This window comes from Methanobrevibacter sp. (assembly GCF_045603845.1).
Taxonomy (GTDB): Archaea; Methanobacteriota; Methanobacteria; order Methanobacteriales; family Methanobacteriaceae; genus Methanocatella.
In genome coordinates, this window is record NZ_JAZUMY010000112.1 from 1 (window position 1) to 19,191 (window position 19,191).

General features: G+C 36.5%; 15 protein-coding genes. 11 read left to right on the forward strand and 4 right to left on the reverse strand.

What is annotated here, in order from left to right; translation table 11 throughout:
- The 7 genes from ACKI2W_RS11370 to ACKI2W_RS11400 form a co-directional block, all read left to right on the forward strand.
- Window positions 1-2,068: Ig-like domain repeat protein (locus ACKI2W_RS11370; protein WP_407382076.1), on the forward strand; the 2,068-nt coding region annotated here is incomplete at its 5' end.
- A 235-nt stretch (window positions 2,069-2,303) separates the two neighbouring features.
- Window positions 2,304-3,521, forward strand: coding sequence for a class I SAM-dependent methyltransferase (locus ACKI2W_RS11375; protein WP_407382077.1), 1,218 nt, complete (start codon window positions 2,304-2,306; stop codon window positions 3,519-3,521).
- A gap of 150 nt (window positions 3,522-3,671) precedes the next feature.
- Entirely contained in the window at window positions 3,672-6,926 is a 3,255-nt protein-coding gene (locus ACKI2W_RS11380; protein ID WP_407382078.1) for a right-handed parallel beta-helix repeat-containing protein, read from the forward strand.
- 71 nt (window positions 6,927-6,997) lie between these two features.
- Window positions 6,998-7,924: a glycosyltransferase family 2 protein gene (locus tag ACKI2W_RS11385; protein ID WP_407382079.1), complete on the forward strand. Its 927-nt coding sequence runs from the start codon at window positions 6,998-7,000 to the stop codon at window positions 7,922-7,924.
- Window positions 7,925-8,193: 269 nt separating this feature from the next.
- Entirely contained in the window at window positions 8,194-8,664 is a 471-nt protein-coding gene (locus tag ACKI2W_RS11390; protein ID WP_407382080.1) for a hypothetical protein, read from the forward strand.
- Between the two features lie 50 nt (window positions 8,665-8,714).
- Window positions 8,715-8,939, forward strand: coding sequence for a KEOPS complex subunit Pcc1 (locus ACKI2W_RS11395; protein ID WP_407382081.1), 225 nt, complete (start codon window positions 8,715-8,717; stop codon window positions 8,937-8,939).
- 65 nt (window positions 8,940-9,004) lie between these two features.
- A complete protein-coding gene (locus ACKI2W_RS11400) occupies window positions 9,005-10,027 on the forward strand; it encodes an ATPase (RefSeq protein WP_407382082.1) in 1,023 nt (340 codons plus the stop codon).
- Here ACKI2W_RS11400 and ACKI2W_RS11405 read toward each other — a convergent pair.
- Entirely contained in the window at window positions 10,019-11,086 is a 1,068-nt protein-coding gene (locus ACKI2W_RS11405; protein ID WP_407382083.1) for a nucleotidyltransferase family protein, read from the reverse strand. The genes ACKI2W_RS11400 and ACKI2W_RS11405 overlap by 9 nt on opposite strands.
- A 186-nt stretch (window positions 11,087-11,272) precedes the next feature.
- On the opposite strand from ACKI2W_RS11405, the gene ACKI2W_RS11410 reads away from it, so the two are divergent.
- The 3 genes from ACKI2W_RS11410 (at window position 11,273) to ACKI2W_RS11420 (ending at window position 14,650) form a co-directional block, all read left to right on the forward strand.
- Window positions 11,273-12,292, forward strand: coding sequence for a Fic family protein (locus ACKI2W_RS11410; RefSeq protein ID WP_407382084.1), 1,020 nt, complete (start codon window positions 11,273-11,275; stop codon window positions 12,290-12,292).
- A 435-nt stretch (window positions 12,293-12,727) separates the two neighbouring features.
- Entirely contained in the window at window positions 12,728-13,333 is a 606-nt protein-coding gene (locus ACKI2W_RS11415) for a hypothetical protein (protein WP_407382085.1), read from the forward strand.
- Window positions 13,334-13,411: 78 nt separating this feature from the next.
- The gene (locus tag ACKI2W_RS11420) at window positions 13,412-14,650 is read left to right on the forward strand and encodes a dihydroorotase (RefSeq protein ID WP_407382090.1); all 1,239 of its coding nucleotides are present in this window, start codon (window positions 13,412-13,414) and stop codon (window positions 14,648-14,650) included.
- Between the two features lie 749 nt (window positions 14,651-15,399).
- Here ACKI2W_RS11420 and ACKI2W_RS11425 read toward each other — a convergent pair.
- The gene (locus ACKI2W_RS11425) at window positions 15,400-15,561 is read right to left on the reverse strand and encodes a hypothetical protein (protein WP_407382086.1); all 162 of its coding nucleotides are present in this window, start codon (window positions 15,559-15,561) and stop codon (window positions 15,400-15,402) included.
- A gap of 323 nt (window positions 15,562-15,884) precedes the next feature.
- Here ACKI2W_RS11425 and ACKI2W_RS11430 point away from each other — a divergent pair, with 323 nt between their 5' ends.
- Window positions 15,885-17,111 (forward strand): ATP-binding protein, encoded by a 1,227-nt coding sequence (locus tag ACKI2W_RS11430; RefSeq protein ID WP_407382087.1) that lies wholly within the window; start codon window positions 15,885-15,887, stop codon window positions 17,109-17,111.
- Between the two features lie 38 nt (window positions 17,112-17,149).
- Here ACKI2W_RS11430 and ACKI2W_RS11435 read toward each other — a convergent pair whose 3' ends face one another.
- Window positions 17,150-18,388: a 4Fe-4S binding protein gene (locus tag ACKI2W_RS11435; RefSeq protein ID WP_407382088.1), complete on the reverse strand. Its 1,239-nt coding sequence runs from the start codon at window positions 18,386-18,388 to the stop codon at window positions 17,150-17,152.
- A gap of 20 nt (window positions 18,389-18,408) precedes the next feature.
- Window positions 18,409-19,191, reverse strand: a 783-nt coding sequence (locus tag ACKI2W_RS11440) for a nickel-dependent hydrogenase large subunit (RefSeq protein ID WP_407382089.1), incomplete at its 5' end; no start/stop codon positions are given.

Sequence of the window (19,191 nt, forward strand, 5' to 3'; positions counted from 1 at the left end):
AGACACACTACCTGGACGCAACGTAACACTAACAGCAGAAATCAACACAAACGAAGGAATCATAATCTTCAAAATAAACGATAAAGAAACACCAGTAAACATAACAAACAACAAAGCAACACTGACAATCGAAAACATCACAGAAGGAAACTATAATGTAACAGTCACATACACAGACCCAGCAGGAAACTACCTAACAAGCCAAGCAAACGCAAGCTTCAAAGTAGAAAAAATAACCACAGAACTAACCCTTGAAAACATAACAATCGACTACGGCGAAACTGCAAAACTAATAGCTACATTAAAAGCAAACAACCAAACATTAGCTGGAAAAACAGTTACAATAACATTCAACGATAAAGAAACTGAAGCAACAACAGACAATAACGGTCAGGTAAGCATTGACATAAAAGACATCAATGCAGACACCTACACTGCAACAGCAACCTTCAAAGGAGACAACGACTACACTCCATCAAATGCTACAGCAACAGTAACCATCAAACAGGTTGCAACCAAAACCACAATAACCGGTGCAACTGACATTAATGTTGGAGATAACCTGACTGTTACTGTAAATGCAAATGCAAGCGGTAAACTGACCATGAAGTTAAATGATGAAATCAGAAGTGTTAACTACACCGGCGGAGACTTCGATATTCTCTTCGAGGAAATGCCTGAAGGAAACTACACTTTAACTGTAACTTACAGTGATGAAAACGGCAATTACCTTACAAGTTCAGCTAACGCAACATTCAGCGTCACTAAAAAAGCAAATGAATTAACTGTTGAAACTTCAGACATTGAAGAAGGCCAGGATGCAGTATTCAATGTAACTGCAACAATGCCAAACGGCAGCGTTAACTTAACTATTGGAGGTAAAACCTACACTGCAAACATTACCGATTCAAAAGCTACATTTACAATTTCCAATTTAACTGCAGACACTTATGAATTTACAGTAAGTACTGAAGGAGACAAATACTACGCTTCAGCAAGTGCAAACGGAACCATTAATGTTAAATCAACTTCCATAATCATAAATGCTCCTGATTTGGAGAAATATTATGGTGGATCCGAAAGGTTTGTTGTTAACGTTACAGATAAGGACGGAAACCCAATGGGCGGACTTAAAATAACAATCATCCTCAATGGTAGGGTATACAACAGAACTCTTCCTGCAACAGGCGTTACTACAATGGCAGTTAGCTTGAATCCTGGAAATTACACTGCAGAAATCATATTTGAAGGTAATGAGGAATACAGTCCAATTAATACAACTTCAAACATCATTATCAAACCTACAATAACTGCAGATGATGTCGATAAGGTTGAAAAGGCTCCTGAACAGTTTGTTGCAACGTTTACAAACAGCGAAGGAAAATTATTAACTAGCGGAAAAGCAAAATTCAACATCAACGGTGTAATGTATGAACGTAACATCAACAGCCAGGGTCAGGCAAAACTTAACCTCAACCTTGGACCAAATACATATGTAATCACCTCATACAACCCAGTGACTAATGAACAGTCCGCAAACATTGTTAAAATCAATTCAAGGTTTGCCAACCACAGCGATGTGACCAAATACTACAGAAACGGCACACAATACTACATTACCCTTATCGGTGATGACGGAAATCATGTCGGTGCTGGAGAAGTTGTAACATTCAACATCAACGGTGTGTTCTACAACAGAACAACCAACGAAAACGGAACTGCAAAACTTAACATCAACCTCTACACCGGAGACTATATCCTGACTGCAATATATAAAGGATGTATGGTTTCAAACAACATCAAAGTGCTCCCAATAATGACTGCAAAAGACATTACAATGAGCTACAGGGACGGAACACAGTTCAAGGCAACACTGGTTGACGGTCAGGGAAATCCATTCGTTAATGAGACAATTACATTCAACATCAATGGAGTCTTCTACAACAGGACAACAAAAGCAGGTGGTGTAGCAAGCCTCAACATTAACCTGATACCTGGCGAATACATCATAACATCATTCTACGGACAGTTCGCCATTGCAAACACAATAATAATCAAATCCCAGTAGATGTGCACCACACATCTACTTTTTTATTTTTTAGGTGATACAAATGCGAAATTATCCTGGAATAATTTCATTGTTCATTATATTTTTCATGATACTGATTTTATGCATAGCCTAAGCTTTAACATGCAAAACCCAATAAGAAGACTGTTTTTAAAAAAAGATTAGAACTTCTAATCTGAAAGATATATAACCATCAACAAACATATATGATTTTATAAATTTCAAAGTGAGAACTATGCCTGAATTCGAGTTAATAGCTGATAAAATAAGTAATGACGATAATACAACACATGTTGAAATGAGCAATGACGAAATTTGGTTTTTGAAACACTTCATAAAAACATATAAACCTAAAAAAATTGTTGAAATCGGAGTGGCATCAGGCGGAAATACTGTTAACATTTTAAAATGGAAAGAAAAGGATGCCAAACTATTTTCAGTCGACATATCAACCTACTGGTGGAAAGACAAAACAAAACTGACTGGATTTATGGCCAGCGAAATGGGCGGCGATGAAAACTGGAAACTCTATAATGGATATGATTATCTGGATGTCTATGAAGAAATTGGAAATGACATTGACTGCATCATAATTGACACCACACACGTTATGCCTGGCGAATGCCTGACCTTTTTAGCAACATTGCCTCAGCTTAAAGACGGATGTATAGTAATTCTTCACGACATACATCTGAATATGGTGAGATACCGCAGGCAAAGATTTGAAAAAATCGATGCGGCACAAATCTGTACAGGATTACTGTTCGGATCCGTTCGCTCCAATATGAAATGGATACTGAAAACAGACAGCGTGTCCAATATAGGAGCTTTTGTTGTCGATGAGGGCACCAGAGCAAACATAAAAGACCTTTTCCATACATTATGCACATCATGGCATATGTTCCCATCAGGAATAAATTTCTTTGAATATAAAAGATTTATTGAAGAGAAATACACTCCTGAATGTTCCAAATTATTCAATACCTGCGTCAAACTGCATGCTGATTGCTTTAATGTGAATATTGAAAAGACCTCTGAAATCGCAAGAATTGACATCATAAACAGAAACAATGAAAACAGCACAGTTGAAATTTTGAATTCATCTGAATCCGCCGATATTGATTTCCCTGACTGGTTTAAGTATAAAGACGGTAAAGGTGCAGTTTTACAAAGCAAAGACAGATTAATCGATGTAAAATTAAAATGCGTAGGCAACGGAAAACTGACCGTATACCTCAGAGGTCCGGATGTCCGCAGCATAAAAGGCGAACGTGTGCCTAGCTATGTCGATTTTACCAGATTGAATGTGAACAATGAAGTGATTCTTAACGAAAAGACCACAGTATGTCACGACGATTCATATGTCTTTGAAAAAGATGTAAAAGACGGAGACATTATAGACCTTCATTTTGAATGGGCATATCATGTGGCAGCGACAATACCTTTTGAATAAATGTTTAGCAATTTCCGCTAAACATAAACCTTTTTTACATCACCAAAACTGATTTAAAATCAAGAAAAACTAATTTTTAAAATAATCGCCTAAAATTAAACAATAACCTATTTAAAACTTAGATTAAAAAATAATAATTGGTGTATAACTATGAAGACTGACTGGAGATTTATTTCAATATTATTCATAATATTTTTCCTGTCAGTATCTTTCGCATCAGCACAAAGCGACGATAATCAGACATTAACTGCAAATGCAGGAAGTTTCAGTGACTTGAGAGATGAAATCTACAGTGCTGATGAAGGAGATACAATTATCCTAGAGAGGGATTATGAATGGCAGGAAGACGACGGAGACACAGGCATTCCAATTTACAATTACGTTAAAAACATAACAATTGACGGAAACGGACATTATATCGATGCAAAGCAAAGCGTCAGAATATTTTTCATCAATGAAGGGGCAGATAACATTGCAATAAAAAATGTCATTTTCAAAAATGGAAATTCAAACGGAGGAGGGGCAATTCTCTGGAGAGGAGATAACGGAGTTTTAGAAAACAACCAGTTCATCTCAAATACAGCATCAAATATCGGCGGAGCATTATATCTGGACGCTCCAAATGCCAGACTGACAGGCAACTATTTCTACAACAATAAGGCACTGACACAAAGCGGTGGCGCAATATACATAAGCCAGAAAGCAACAAACATTGCGGTTTCAGACAACAGATTTGACAGAAATGATGCTGCCACATGCGGTGCGGGAATCGGATGGTCAAAGGCTCAGGGAACACTTACAAACAACGTTTTTACAAACAACCACGTGGGTGAAAGCGGAGCGGCGCTCTACTACAATGGTGAAAACGGAAAGATATTCAACAACACATTCACAGGAAATGTGGCTGACGGAAGCGGAGGAGCAATATATCTTGAGTGCAATGGAGTCGAATTCTCACAGAACACACTGACAGACAACTACGCCAATACCGGAGGAGCGATGAGATGGAAAGGTGACAGGGGAACTGCAACAAACAATATCTATTCAAACAACAGGGCAGGAAACAACGGAGGAGCAATGTTCTGGAACGGTAACGATGCAGTTCTAAAAAACAACATATTCACAACCAACGTTGCACAGTCAACTGCCGCAGGAGCGCTTCTCTTTAACGGAAACAACAACCAGCTCATTTCAAATTCATTCACATCCAACACTGCAGCAACCTACGGGGGAGCAATGTATACTACCGGAAGCAACAACAGGCTTGAGTCAAACACCTTCAGCAAAAACACTGCCGGTAAAAGCGGCGGAGCACTATACTTTGATGGTGCAAGCGGAACAGTGACTAAAAACAGATTTATAGACAACACAGGAAGCGGCGTTGGAGCAATAAGATGGGAAGGAAACAGTGCTACAGTTAGTGAAAACACCTTCAGCGGAAACACAAACGGAAACGTTATTTACGGAGACGGATCTTCTGCAACTGTCAGTTCAAACACTTTTCTCAACAGCAAGGCAACTGACAACTGCATCAGATGGAACAGTGGCGATGCAAGAATCACAGGCAATATCTACAAAGAGGGAACTCCAATCGATGACAGCGTAGTCACTCTCGTATGCCAGGACCTCACAAAGTACTACGGAGGTCAGCAAAGGCTGGAAGTTACACTGCTTGACAAAAACGGCGTTGGAATTGCCAACGTTGACGTTATCATCCACATCAATGGAGTGTCAAATATCAGGACAACAAACGACAATGGAAAAACATCCATTGGAATTAACCTCAATCCTAGTGAATATGCAACAAAAATCACCGTTTCAAGATACGGTCTTGAAAAAAACATAAAAGTTACAGTAAAATCAACTGTTGAAGGCCAGGACACCCGTGGAGAATACGGCAGTGCCAGATACACTGCAAAATTCCTTGATTCAAACGGTGCCGCACTGTCAAACACAAATGTCCAGTTCAACATTGAAGGAAAGCTCTACAGCGCAGCTACAAATGCAAACGGTCAGGCTTCACTTAATCTTGATTTGAACTGCGGAAACTATGTCATAACCACAATCAATCCGGCAACAGGTGAAACTATTGCAAATAACGCCTACATATACCAGAGAGATTCAAACACTACACTTACAGCAAAACAGACCGGAGGAAGCATAAAACTGACCGCTAAAATAAACTCATCAAGCGCAGGTGGAAAAGTCATCTTTACAAAGGACAATGACAATTACGAGGCTGAAGCGAAAAACGGTGAAGCTGTTTTATATCTGACTGACCTGACCCCCGGCGAGTACCATGCAACTGCAAGATATCTTGGTGACGTTAACCACAGGCCGTCAGACTCAGAATACATCCGATTCAATGTAAGCGAATACGAGGTCTTTTTGATTACATACAACGTTTCCAAATATTACGGAGGATCCGAAAGACTTGAAGTGACACTTCTTGACAACAACAAAAATCCTGTTGAGCATGCCACAGTTCTGATTGAACTCAATGGAGTCAACATGACAAGAACGACCCAGGCAAACGGAAAGACTACCGTTGCAATCAATCTCAACTGCGGAAACTACACTTCAAAAATCACAGTTCCGCAATACAATCTCTCAGATACCGCAAACATTGAAGTGAAAACAACGATAACTGCTGATGATGTTGACAAGATTGAAAAGGCACCCGAACAGTTTGTTGCAACACTTAAAGATAATACAGGAAAACTCCTGACAAGCGGAAAGGCAAAATTCAACATTAACGGAGTGATGTATGAACGTAATATCAACAGCCAGGGACAGGCGAAACTGAACCTAAACCTTGGACCGAATACATACATTATTACCACATACAACCCTGAAACCAAGGAGCAGTCAGCTAACACTGTCAAAATCAATTCAAGGTTTGCCAACCACAGCGACGTGACCAAATACTACAGAAACAGTACACAATACTACATTACAATCATAGGTGATGATAAAAACCCTGTAGGTAAAGGTGAAGTTGTAACATTCAACATCAACGGTGTATTCTACAACAGAACAACCAACGAAAACGGTACTGCAAAGCTTAACATCAACCTCTACACAGGAGATTATATTCTGACTGCAATATACAAGGGTTGCATGGTTTCAGACAGCATCAAAGTGCTTCCAATCCTTACAGCCAAAGACATTACGTTGAGCTACAGGGACGGAACACAGTTCAGGGCAACACTGGTCAACGGCGAAGGAAAGCCTATTGTCAATGAAACAGTAACATTCAACATAAACGGAGTATTCTACAACAGGACAACAAAAGCAGGTGGTGTAGCAAGCCTCAACATTAACCTGATACCTGGCGAATACATCATAACGTCCTTCTACGGACAGTTCGCCATTGCAAACACAATAATCATAAAATCACAGTAGATGTACACCACACATCTACACTTTTTTTATTGATTGATAACTTTTTATATGAAACTGTACAATATTTTATTATGGAATTATTGACTATTGTTGTACCCTGCTTTAATGAGGAAAGTTCTGTTGAAGTCTTTTTTGAAGAAATCAGAAAAACATTGAAAAATATCAGTTTTGAAATCATTTTTATCAATGACGGTTCAACAGATAGTACCCTAGGCAATATCAAAAAAATAGCCGAATCCAATGCGAACGTCAAATACATCTCATTTTCAAGAAATTTCGGAAAGGAATCTGCACTGTACGCAGGTTTGAAAAATGCAAAAGGAGATTTGGTGTGCGTTATGGACGTTGATTTGCAGGACCCACCGAAACTGATTCCGCAAATGATTAATACCATAGAAAATGAAGACTGTGACATCGTTGCAACAAGAAGGGTTTCAAGGGCAGGTGAGCCTAAAATCCGCTCATCATTTGCCAGATTATTTTATAAACTGTTCAACAGGATATCCAAAATAGATCTCGTTGACGGAGCCCGTGACTACAGGCTGATGACAAGACAAGCCGTCGATTCCCTTCTGGAGCTTAGAGAATACAACAGATTTTCAAAAGGACTGTTTCAGTGGATAGGTTATGAAACAAAATGGCTTGAATATGAAAACATTGAAAGGGCAGCCGGAGAGACCAGCTGGTCATTCTGGGGGCTTGTTTCCTATTCAATTGAGGGAATAATAGCATTCACCACAGTTCCACTGTCAATATCCACATTTTTCGGAATAATATTTTCATTTATAGCCTTCATACTAATCATTTTCATTGTAATAAAAAACCTCATATTCGCAGACCCTGTTGCGGGTTGGGCATCAACAATGTGTTTTATACTCCTATTAGGCGGAATCCAACTCTTTTCAATAGGAATTTTAGGAAAATATCTGGAAAAGACATATACTGAGGTAAAAAACCGTCCCATTTACATCATTAAAGAGTCAAACATCAAAGACTAATCCACATAACTCCACATTTAACTAATGAAATTAATTAATAGACAAAGCAAATAATATGGCATTATAATGCATTATTCTTGAAAAATTACCCTACATTGAATATCTAAACAATAGATTTATAAATCATGTGTGATTATACAGTATATTACCTTAAGGAGGATTTTCCATGAACACCATCGGCCATTTTATATATTTCATTAATCTTGTAAAGGATTCCTTGTCATTTAGTGATTCAGGAGAGTTTAGCGTAAAAATTAGGAAGGAATTATATGGACAATAAAGAGAATTTTATTCACAGTGATGCAATTCATATTATTAAACCACATATTGATTCTAAAACCGTAGATAAAGCCTATGATGATATAATCAGATTAGATCTCTTTAAAAAAAAGGACATTTATGAAAATTTGGATTATATAAAAGAAATTTTATTTGACAGAATCAATGAATATGAGGATTATTTTACAGACTTTGGAAAATGCAATAACAGCCTGATTGTTTCCGGATCTCTAGACTATTTAAGCACTGTTTTGGAAAATGAAACATTGGATTTGGAAATGAAAAAAGACTTATTGGAAGTGCTGTTAGATTACGTATTGGATGTTGAAAAAATATATGATTTATGTGATAACAATTCCAGAATTTTTAAATATATGAATTTAGATTCCCTGGAAAGAAAATTTAATAGGATTCAGGATTATATAAGTGGGGAATTAAATCAAGAGGATTATTTTAAATGATACCATATTAATGTTAATCTTATTAACCAATAAAAACAAAGTAAAAAGCAATGAAAGTAAAAAGCAAAATCGAACTGAAATTCAAAACACCCGAACTGGCCAAAATCACATACGAAACCCTGGAAGTCGACAACGGAGACTTTTTAGATTCCGAACTGAAAGATGACACTATCACCTATGAAATAAACAGCGATTCACTGACAACCACACTGGCTACAATAGATGATTTGATAGAGTGTGAAATTTTATCCGAAAAGATTATCTCCATGAAATAAAGACAAACATTATATAACTAAAAATGACAAATATTTTAACATATTAATTCATTGAGAGTGTAAATATGGAATGTTATTATCATCCAAGTAGAGAAAGTACAGATAATTGTGCTATTTGCGGAAAATCCATTTGTAAAGAATGCGGTCTGGAAATAGCAGGTAAAGTTTATTGTAAAGATTGTTTAGAAAAAATTGTAGGTCTTAGCCTTAACAATGAAGCTCCTAAAGCTGAACCGGCACCGGAACCTGTCAGACTTGAGAAAAAGGAAACTCCGGCCGAACAGATTGAAATGGTTAATTTAAACAGCCAGACACCTCGCGAGGTTCAGTTCACAAATCAGAAAATAGCTGAGGATTCCCCGTACAACATTAAGGACAGTCTCCAGTATGAAGGAGGACTTGAATCAAATTACCCTCCAAGACAGACCCAGGCAGTACCTGAACAGCCTGTCGAAAACGTAAGGGAAGAGTTCATAGAACCTCAAAAGGAAGAGGCTGACCCTTTCATGCAGGAAGTGCTCAGGGAACCTGTCCAGCAGGCAAGAAACGAATACGACTACACCCAGAATGTCCAGGCTCCTCCTGCTGACGAATACATCTATCCTGACCATTCCTATGAGCCTCAGGAAACCACAGCAAGACGTGCAGTTGAAGACAAGTACGAAAGATATCTGGATGATTTATACTTCGATGAAGTGGATGAGGTTCCATTGAACGAGCAGCTTGCACGTGACGAGGAACAGTACGGATCACTTACAAGACACGAATACAGGCCTAGAAACACTCACGAACAGCAGAAAGCTGCCGATGACGAGCTTGACAGAAGAATACGTGAAGAGCTTGCAAGAAGGGAACAGGCTAAAAATCAGCCTAGAAGAGAAAAAATCCACAATATCCAATATGAAGAGGAAAAGGAACCTTACGGAGCAGTCGACATCCTGCTGACAGTAATTCTAATCATTGTCATTATCGTGGTGCTGTTCTATATTCTATACGTGTTCATATTGAGCGCATCATACCCAACATTTCTCGATGCGGTGTTCGGACTTAGAGATCCGTCAACATTCATACATAATATCTTAGGATAGTGAGATATTCTCACTATTTACTTTCTCTTTGAAAAGCTCCAAAACATCATCATTTTTATAATCCAGAACCCTTATCTGTGAAGGATACTTGTCTATAAATGCGGACATGTCATCTTTCGTTATCGGATTTTCAAGAATGCTTAAAATCCTCTGTTTGAAATGGGTTGAAAAGCCCTGAGGAATTGCGCCGAGAACATCCCCGACACTGTCGAATGTCCCGAAAGACTTGATTTTTAATGCCAGCTTCTCATTTAAAAGATTAAGGGACGCCAAATCAAGATTGTTTGCATTATCGACTATGTTTTCCTCAAGCCTTTTTCCAAATATTATCGAATCCCTGTTTTCGCTTAAAACCTCAACGGTCTTTGCCGGCATCATGTCACGGACTGATTCAAACTCTCCGCTCATGACGGCCTGGCGAATGCGGGTTCCGCTCACCCCTTCAATCCTTTCAACGAAAATGAACTTGCCTGCATAGTCAAAGCCGATTTTTGAAAGGGAATTGGAAAATGATACTATCACATAGTTGTCCTCCTTAAGCTTGTCCCTTAAAAGCACCTCACCAGCAGTCTTGTCAACAATCTTATATGGCTTAGGCGCAACGTGATGGCCCATGTTTATCCTTTTTAAAATCTCGCCGTAACCATCTTCAGGATTGTATCCCCGTGGAATATAATCTGCATTTAGAGCCTGGAAATACCTGCACAGGCAAAGAGAATACTGGCCCGAACCCATAAGTCCCATCGGAGGGCCTTCCACAACCACGTCCGCTCCAAGGGAAACTGCAATTTCAGCCCTCAATTCACGGGGCAGTATATATGGAATCCCACGTCCGCTTCTCTCGAAAAGCCCCGGCACAATAGCTACAAAAAGTGAGTCAGGAACCTTGGACCTTGCAACTTTCATGCAATGAAAATGACCGTTATGTAAAGGATTGTACTCAGTGAAATCCGCCACCAGGGAGACATCACCCGAACCTTCACGGATTCTCTCGCCGCAATCAAGATACTCATGAAACAGATTCATATCCCTTTTTGAAATATCCTCAACCAATGACATGAATAAATTTATTTTGGAAGTTTATAATTAAGCTTTTGGTTACGCTAATCATCAACCGACCCGATTTTTCTATTTTTGATTAGAATGCTTTAAACATTAAACCAGGCAATTTAAAGGATTAATCATCAACCAAAAAATACCTTAATCATCACCCACATACAGTATAATGAAAAATAAGATGATAACATGTTTGAACCTGAATTTACCTACACCAACAAAATCGTTAATTGCATTGCAAAAATCGCTTCAGCCAAAGAAGTTGCAAGCAATACGAAAATACTTCAATTATATGGCGCAAAATTAAAACAGGACGCCCTTATCAAGTCCTCCCATTATTCAACATCAATTGAAGGAAACCCACTGAATCTAGATGAAGTAAAAACACTAATCAATAACAATCAAGAACCGAGTACAAAAGCAGAACAGGAAGTGTTGAATTATTTCAATGTATTAAATCATTTGGATGAATACTCAGATGAAATTATTACCAAAAACACAATTTTATCCGTGCATAAAAATCTGACTAAAGGTCTGTTGAACAATCCGGATTATGAAGGCAAATTTAGAGATACTCCTGTGATTATCGGTAATTTACATACTAAAAAAATAAATTACATTCCTCCTGATGCCTATAAAGTGCCTTACCTGGTAGATGAATTATTAGATTGGCTAAACAATTCAGCAGATGAAATGTATCCTGTCATCACAGCAGGAATTCTTCATTATGAACTGGTACGCATCCACCCATTCGTTGACGGAAACGGACGAACCAGCAGACTTATGGCAACATTAGTTTTATCACACAACAAATTCAATATCAACAACTACTTCACTTTAGACGAATATTACAATCAGGACAGGCAGGCTTATGTAGATGCGCTTAAAAGTGCAGATAAAAACCATGATTTAACAGATTGGTTAGAATATTTCTGTCATGGAGTATTACATTCAATTGATAAAGTTAAATCAGAAGTATTGGATTTAGCTAAAATTACATCAAAATACGACAATACAATTGAACTAACACCAAATGAGATTTCCACACTAACCCTTCTTGAAGAAAAAAAGTATATTCAAAATAAGGACATTCAGGAGATGCTGAATATTTCTCCTCAAGCCAGTTATAAGATTATTAGAAAATTAAAAGCTAAACAATTAATAGAAAGTGCTGGCAATGGCAGAAATACAAAATATATTCTAAAATGAATCATCAACCCTAATCATCAACCAACCCAATTTTTCTATTTTCAATTAAAATCATTTAAACGTTAAACCAAGCAATTTAATGGATTTAAAAAAATTAATCATCAACCAAAAAATACCTTAATCATCAACCAGTAACATTAAAATTTAAATAATTTACTAAGTGAAATAATATTCAAAAAATTTATATCAAGAAATCTATACAATATTGTATATCAATAATTATTTCAAATCCTGAGAAAACCACACCATATTAAATGAAATGATGAAATATCCAGTATGGTATGCTTTTTGAAATATAAGCTTCATGATAGAAATAATACCCATAATTCAATGTTGCACCATCAAATAATAATGAAGAATTTCTAGAACAAGCATTATTTTAACATTAATTATAATCTAACAAAAAACATTATTCACGTAAATGGAGGAATAATAATGCCACAAATTATGAAAATATTATCCTATGATTTAAATAGCAATTTAGGAAAACAGTATATTTTATCCCTATTATATTGCAATAATCAAGAACCTATTAATGGAAAATCACGTTTGATGATAGAATTGTTTTTTATATCTTTAAATGTTCCTTCATTAAGCAAAGAATTAGAATTTGAAGCAGATAACTATGGTCTGAGTAGTAATGTTATGGGGGAATACCTAAACGATATGAATCAAAAGAAATTAATAATCGCCAATAAAGGAAGCGGAGAAAATATAACATATAGCATAGGCGAGTATGGGAAAAAATTCCTTGAACAGGAAAACTTAAACCTTGATTATGAATTAATCTCTGAAATAAAAACATTATGCCAAGATTTGACTAACGATGAATTATTTGCTTTAACCTATTTTTCATTTCCTGAAATGACTAAAAACTCATTAGTAAAAGAGAAAATATTGGCAAAACGCCAAAAACTAGCTGTGGGATTATATAGAAAGGATAAAGTTAGTCTAGAAAAAGCAACTGAGATATCAGGATTGAAATTTAAAGAATTCTTAGATTTAATGGATTGTGAAAATATGGGCTCTTTTGACAATTAGATAATACTTCACTAAAACAATCCAATATCACCATGAAAAATAATATCTACAATATCATACAATACTTTAATCATGACATTGGATTTGGTTATTAGAAACTCCAAGCTTACAGGCAGAAGCGGCGAGTATAACATAGGTATCGAAGACGGGAAAATTTCACAAATCAAAAGGGAAAGCCTGAAAGGGGATAGGGTGATTGACCTTAAGTCAAACTACCTGATGCCCGGATTCATCGACCCCCATGTCCACTTCAGAGATCCCGGACTTACGCAAAAGGAAGATTTTAAAAGCGGAAGCGAGGCAGCGGCACATGGAGGATTCACAACAGTCATTGACATGCCAAACACTTTGCCTAAAACCAACACGTACGCCTCACTGAAGGAAAAAATCAAAATAGCCAGGAAAAAGTCCGCCGTCAATTTCTATCTTCAGGCAGGACACAACAGCCTGGAGGAAATGACTAAAATGATGGAGCTTGATCCGATTTCAATCAAGATTTTCATGGATCTGGAAAGTGACGAAAGTCTGGAAGAGATTTTCAATAATTTAAGGATTTTAAAAGAAACAACATCATATTCAGGTCTTGTTGCAACTCACTGTGAGAAAAGAAGCATTGTCGAGAAAGAAACTGAAAGGCTTAAGGATTCAAATGACCCAATTGACTATTCTTATGCAAGACCATGTGTATCAGAGAATGAATCAGTTGCACAGGCGATTGGCCTTGCAAGGAAAAACAATCTAGACCTGCACATTTGCCACTTGTCAACAAAAAGTGCTCTAAATATGGCACGTGAAAACAATATAAGCTATGAGTTTACACCCCACCATCTGCTCCTGGACAACAGCGCATACAACACCTACGGAACCATGATAAAAACCAACCCTCCGCTGAGGGAAAGCAAGGATAAGGTCAGTGTTTCAGATATCGACTCATCAACCGTAATCGGAACAGATCATGCACCGCACACACTTGAAGAAAAGCAGAAAGGAGTGTTTACATCATCACCGGGAATTCCTGCACTTGAAACTGTTGTAAGTCTCTTGCTTACAGAAGTGAACCGGGGAAATCTTGACTTTAAACTGATTCCTAAGATATTTTGCGAAAACGCCGCCGAAAGATTTAACCTTAAATCCAAAGGCAGGATCGAAGTTGGAAAAGATGCTGACTTTACGGTAATTGACATGACCCGTAAAGGAAAATTCGATATAACTGATTTTAAAACAAAAGCAGAGTACTCACCTTTTGACGGATGGGAATATGAAGGTGCTGCTGTAATGACTATAGTAAATGGTGATGTAGTCTACGATAATCTGTAATTAGAAAACGGCCGGTGCCATATTGCACTAAAAAAGCGCAATATTCCCGATAGCACCAGCATTTATTTATCATTGGGGGTGATAATCATATCCATATCCACTATTTGCCAAAAAGAAATGGCAACAGCAAATATTAAAACTGCCAATGCCATATTGCACCAAAAAGCACAATATTCACAGACGGCACCAGCATTTATTTATTAACGGATTGAAGTTAAAAAAATTAACCTCAAAATATATCAACTAATCGCCAAAAAAACAATCAAACATAAATGAAATCAAGTAATGGCAACAGCAAATATATAAAACGGCCAATGCCATATTGCGCTAAAAAAGCACAATATTCCCGAAGGCACCAGCATTTATTTATCATCGGATTGAAGTTAAAAAATTAACCTCAAAATATATCAACTAATCGCCAAAAAAACAATCAAACATAAATGAAATCAAGTAATGGCAACAGCAAATATATAAAACGGCCAATGCCATATTGCGCTAAAAAAGCACAATATTCCTGAGGGCACCAGCATTTATTTATTAGTGGAGTGAAGTTAAAAAATTTAACTTCGTATATAATAATTGCAAAGACATAGTATTTAAAATTAACTAAAATACTATGATAACGACATAAAATATTTTATTTTGAAAAAATAATAAGTAATGAACAGTATTTTCAAGAATGAAATACAGACCCCTCAAGAAACTCAGGTTTTTCTCATAACATTTCCCGAAACTGTCCATTAACCTAATTATTTTTCGGCATTCCTATTCAACAGGGAATTCATCAACATCACCAATATTAATTCATTTGAACAAACAAATGAAAATGAGTGAATCAACAGAATAGCAAAAATTACTGTCAATATCAACTCGTTAATATCGAGATACAATGACAAATCCTTGTCCGTCATAGAATACCTCCAACTAATAAAAAGGACATGATAATGAAAGAAAATTTAAAAATTTCCAACATAATATCACCCCCTTAACTGAATTAAAATGGAGTCTGCACTAGTAAATTATGTTAATTTTAATATAAAAATATATACTATTTCAAATTGAAGTAAATATTCTAATAATCAGGTTAAAGTAAAAATAACCTTTTTAAAGCAATATTTATTTTAACTAATAATTTATCATATAAAATAAATTTTTTGCAAAATGATAAAAAACTTATTATATACAATAAATTTATATCATATCACTCAGACATATATTATTGAAGGTGAAGAAAATGGTGAATAGGGATTTGTATCTGGATAGAATTAAACGACTGATAGATTTGGATGTAATTAAAATAATAACCGGAATTAGACGTTGCGGCAAATCCTATTTTTTAAATTTGATAATAGATGAACTTAAAAATAGAGAAATAGCTGATGATAATATAATCCACATAGATTTAGAACATCCAAAATACAATTATATGGAAACAAGAAAAGAACTGGACGATATTATAATACCGATGCTTGAAAAAAATGATGTGAAAAAATACTTATTGATAGATGAGATTCAAAACATTGCCGAATGGGAAAAAAGCATTAACGGTTATTTCAAAGCATATAATGTGGATATTTACATTACAGGATCCAATTCAAAACTCCTGTCAAAAGAGCTGGCCACATTATTGACTGGAAGATACACGGAAATAAAGATGTATCCTTTTTCATTTAATGAATTTTTAGATTACAAAGAGGAATTGAATCAGAAATGCGTTTTTGAAAATGAACTGAAAACTCCGATAGAAAATCTATTTGAGGAATATTTCCAGTATGGAGGGATGCCTTTAACAATATCTGCAGACAAAAAAGACAAAATTGTCACACTTCAGGATTTATACTCATCAATCTTTTTGCATGATATTGTAGAACGCTATTCTATAAGAAATATGGGATTATTGAATAGAATAACCAAATTTTTAATTGAAAACACTGGAAATTTAATATCAGCAAACTCAATTTACACATTTTTAAAACAGGATAAATTATCAATCACCCCAAATACGATATATAATTACCTTGAATATCTTGAAAAAGGATATTTTATATCAAAAGTTACCAAAGAAGATGTTGTTGGATTAAAAGAAATCAATAATTCAGAAAAATATTATCTGATTGATCAGGGATTTTACAAATCAAATCTTGAAGAAAAACAATTGAACAAAGGAAACAGATTAGAAAATATCGTGTATTTGGAATTGCTTAGAAACAACTACAAAATAACAATAGGAAAACTCAACAAAATGGAAATAGATTTTATTGCAAGGAAAAATGAAGAAAAAATCTATATACAAGTAGCATATGAATTAAAAGAGGACAAAACTATCGAAAGAGAATTTAAACCCTTGCTTGAGATAAAAGATAATTATCCAAAATATGTAATCAGTACAGATAAAGACAATCATTCGCAAAAGGGAATAAAGCATTTAAACATTATAAAATTTTTAAAAGAATTTGAATAAAATCTAAAAAAAAGAAAAGTAAATAGGTGTTAGTACACCTATTTGTAGCAAAGTGCGTCTTCAGGACATGCTTCAATACATTGACCACATAAGGTACAGAATCCTGCAATTGGTAATTTAGGATTGTCTGTTTTGTGGAGCATATCGTAAGGACAAGCACTTATACAGTCACCGCATGCATCACATTTGGATGGGTTGAATTCAATCCTATCTCTGGTTACTTCTTCGCCGTCGATAGTTACTTCAATGGATCCAACATTTAATGCGTTGTTTGAACAAACTGAAGCACAAGCTCCACATCTAATACAACTTGCGAAAGATGCGTCACCGTCAGTTTCTTCTAATGCAGGACATAACATACCAGTTTTTGTTACAACACGAATAGCTTCGGTAGGACATTTGTTAGCACATGCACCGATGAAGTCACATTTTTCAACGTCACGGCAGATTCCTTCAGCGTCTACAGGTGCACCTTCACCCCATTCGACGTCAATTTCTAATGCGTCAACAGGACAGAGGTTTACACATAAGCTACATGCAGCACATACTTCAGGAATTTGTACGGTCAAGTCACCAGCGTTTGGTTTGATGAAGTCACCAGGACAAGCTTCGATACAAGTGTTACAACCGATACATTTTGAAGCAGTGAAATTAAATGATTTAATTTCTTTTTCACGTTTGACAGGTTTTTTCTCGGAGATGAAAATCTTATTCCAAGGACAGGTCTGTGAACATAATCCGCATTTGATACATTTGGTTTCATCTACGGTAATAGGGGATCCGTATGCGTCGAGAGTGATTGCGCCTACAGGACATGGTTCTACACAGGTTCCACATCCGACACAGTCTGCAACGTAAATAGGTCCTTTACCGGATAAGTCCAAGTCGTATTCTTTAGGTTCAACAACACCAGGAATTCCGATTACATCTACTGGGCAAATGTCAACACATTTTTGACACATTACACAGAAACCTTGTACTTCTTTTAATTTTTCTTCTGTGACCACGATTGTTTCTTGTGGACAAACTTCTGCACATTTACCACAGGAATCACACAAGATGGAGTTGAAGATTAATCTTGCCTGTTCTACACCTTCAGCAATTTCGTAATCTTCCACTTTAAGAGCACCGTTTGGACAGACGTCTGCACATTTTGGTTCTCCGCCACAGGTGTCACAGTGAATAATTGTAGTAGGTGTTAATTCAATAGCTGATGTAGGACATGTACCTTCACATGCACCACATTTGATACAGCCATCATCGTTAATTATAATCATTTGCAAAAACCCCCTTAAATCTATAATCTTTTAATGAGGTTTCCTTCACTGTCTACAATATTTACTTCAGCTAATCTCATTTGACTATCCATTGTGTGGGTAGCACATGATAAACATGGGTCGTATGCTCTGATAACCATTTCCATTAAGTTGAAGATTTCGTCGCCAACTTCCATACCTGGTTTGATGTAGTCTTTAGCAACTTGGTGAATACCCATTTCCATAGCTGGGTTGTTTTGGATTGTAGCTACAACAATGTTAGCGTAATTACATAATCCGTTGTCGTCGGATTCGTAATGGTGGATTAAAGTACCACGAGGTGCTTCTACAATACCTACACCTTTACCTTCGGTTCTTTCTAATTCATCAGGGAATTTTTGACCGGATAAATCTTCTTCTAATGCAGCAGCAGCACATTCAGCGGATGCTAATAACTCGATGAGTCTTGCATAGTTGAATAATAATGGTGCTTGAGCATATCCGAATGCGTCACGGAAGTCTTTAAGAGCAGCTTGTGCTAATGGAGCTTCGTCAGGCATTTTGTCACAAACGTTGATCCTGCATAATGGTGCAACTCTGTAAATACCTTCTGGGTATCCCATTTCTTTAATGTAAGGGAATTTTAACCAGGAGTAAGGTTTTACGTGTTCTGCAACATAATCAGTATATTCTTCGTTTCTGTATTCGAACATGTCGCTTCCGTCTTTGTCTTTGAATCTGATGTTACCGTTATAAACATCCCAAGTTCCGTCAGGTTTTACGGTACCACAGTGTCTGGTGTCACCGAAGTTACCTAAGGAAGA